Annotated in this window: 4 protein-coding genes; 2 read left to right on the top strand and 2 right to left on the bottom strand. The window is 73.6% G+C overall.

Annotation, left to right across the window (positions count from 1 at the left end; all coding sequences use genetic code 11):
- Both AB0O82_RS38700 and AB0O82_RS38695 read left to right on the top strand, forming a co-directional pair.
- The coding region (locus AB0O82_RS38700) for a hypothetical protein (protein ID WP_363589750.1) at positions 1-192 on the top strand (192 nt) is incomplete at its 5' end.
- 75 nt (positions 193-267) lie between these two features.
- Positions 268-768, top strand: coding sequence for an NUDIX domain-containing protein (locus AB0O82_RS38695; protein ID WP_363589748.1), 501 nt, complete (start codon positions 268-270; stop codon positions 766-768).
- Positions 769-830: 62 nt separating this feature from the next.
- Here AB0O82_RS38695 and AB0O82_RS38690 read toward each other — a convergent pair whose 3' ends face one another.
- Entirely contained in the window at positions 831-1,307 is a 477-nt protein-coding gene (locus AB0O82_RS38690; RefSeq protein WP_363589746.1) for a hypothetical protein, read from the bottom strand.
- 3 nt (positions 1,308-1,310) lie between these two features.
- A partial coding sequence (locus AB0O82_RS38685) for a hypothetical protein (RefSeq protein WP_363589744.1) occupies positions 1,311-1,635 on the bottom strand: 325 nt, incomplete at its 5' end.

Here is a 1,635-nt window from a genome sequence, read left to right as displayed (position 1 = left end):
CTGGACGACCTGACCACCGTCCTCGCCCTGGGCGGGGTGAAGTTGCCCTCCGTCGAGGTGGATTGGGAGCACGGCCGCAGGACGGGCTGCTACCTGATCAGCCTCGGCTGCGCCCGCCCGTCCGCACTCCTGCGGGTCGTGGACCTGCTGCGCAAGGGGCTGCGCTACGAGCGCCTGGCGCATGACGACTGAACTCCTCGCCCGCCTGCTCTGGTGGGCGGGCTTCTCCCTCCTGCTCCTCGCCGCCCTCAGAAGGTGAACTACCCGATGCGTGACCCCCGTCTGCTCGCCAAGCCGCCGGTGTGCCGGCTCGGCTGCCTCGTCCTCGTGCGCAACCCGCGCGGCGACGTCCTGCTCGTCGACCCGGACTACATGGACGGCCTGATCCTCCCCGGCGGCGCCGCCCAGCCCAACGAGCCCCCGCACCTCGCCGCCGCCCGCAACCTGCGTGCCGAGACCGGCCTCAACCTGCGTCTCGCCGACGTCCTGGCCGTCGACTTCACCCCGGCCGACCGTTACCTGGAGCGCCTCAACCTGGTCTTCGACGGCGGGACCGTCACCGAGCACGCCGCCGCCCGCCTGACCGTCCCGCCCCGGCACCGCAGCGGCCTGTTCGGCGCCCGCTTCGTCCCCGCCCACGAACTCCCGGACGTCATGGCCCCCGCCCAGGCCGCCCGCGCCGCCGAAGCCCTCGCCAACCGCGCCGTCCCTCTCCTCCTCCACGGCCAACGCACCACCTGCGACGAGAACCGGCCCCCACCGCGCTAGAACGCCGGGCGGCAGCTACCTCGCCGACACCCGAACCCGAACCCGGCCCCGGCAGTGGGCGCTCAGCTGACGCCCCGCAGGACACACAGGGTCCCCTGCGGCGCGTGGAACGCCTGCCGCACCTCCCACGCGCCGCTCTGCCCCGCCTTGACGTTCACCGCCGTGTCGCCGAGGGCGAGCACCGTGGCCTTCGCCGAGGTGAAGTAGACGACGATCCGGTAGTCCGCGTCCCGGCCGCCGGGGTTCACCGCGGTGCCGGCCGCGCGCCAGCCGTCCTTGGTCGCCTCGCAGGTGCCGATGGTGACCTGCTTGCGCTTCTCCTGGTCGTTGGCGACGGACGACGGCGGCGGCAGCGTCGGCTGCTCCAGCACGGCGATCTCACCGCTGCTCGCAGCGTCCTCGGAGGGCGCGGCCGTAGCGGCCTGCACGTCCTGACTGCCACCGCTGTGGGGCTGGCGGCAGCCGGACAGGGCGGCGAGGGCGAGCAGTGCGATGCCGGCGGCGGCACCCGCTCGGGCCTTGTGCTTGGTTTCGCGCATCTCTTACTTCCTTCGGCTGTGGGCGGCGCCAGGAACGATCACACCGGTGTCACCGCAGAGGGGCCCGGCCTGTCTTACCGTGCCGGTGCGGGCGGCGTGGGCTCGGCGGGCCTGGCGGTGGCGGAGGTTCATCCGTTCGGCTGAGGTTCGTCCCGTCGTCCGCCCCTCACCCACGGGCCGGACGGACGACGGACGGACGACGGACGGGCACAGAACGGCGGCGGTCCCCGGAGCCAGGTCGACCAGGGCCCTGGTGGCGATGACGAGGGTGCCCTCCGAGCCGACGACGAACTTCGCGAGGTCGAAGGGGGCGTCCTCCGCGCCCTCG

The organism is Kitasatospora sp. NPDC088264 (assembly GCF_040685715.1).
GTDB lineage: Bacteria > Actinomycetota > Actinomycetes > Streptomycetales > Streptomycetaceae > Kitasatospora.
This window is presented reverse-complemented; position numbering and strand designations above follow the sequence as displayed.

Bases quoted from the DNA above. Each gene is read 5' to 3' on its own strand.
- AB0O82_RS38695 (WP_363589748.1), top strand. From the start codon at position 268: ATGCGTGACCCCCGTCTGCTCGCCAAGCCGCCGGTGTGCCGGCTCGGC.
- AB0O82_RS38690 (WP_363589746.1), bottom strand. From the start codon at position 1,307: ATGCGCGAAACCAAGCACAAGGCCCGAGCGGGTGCCGCCGCCGGCATC.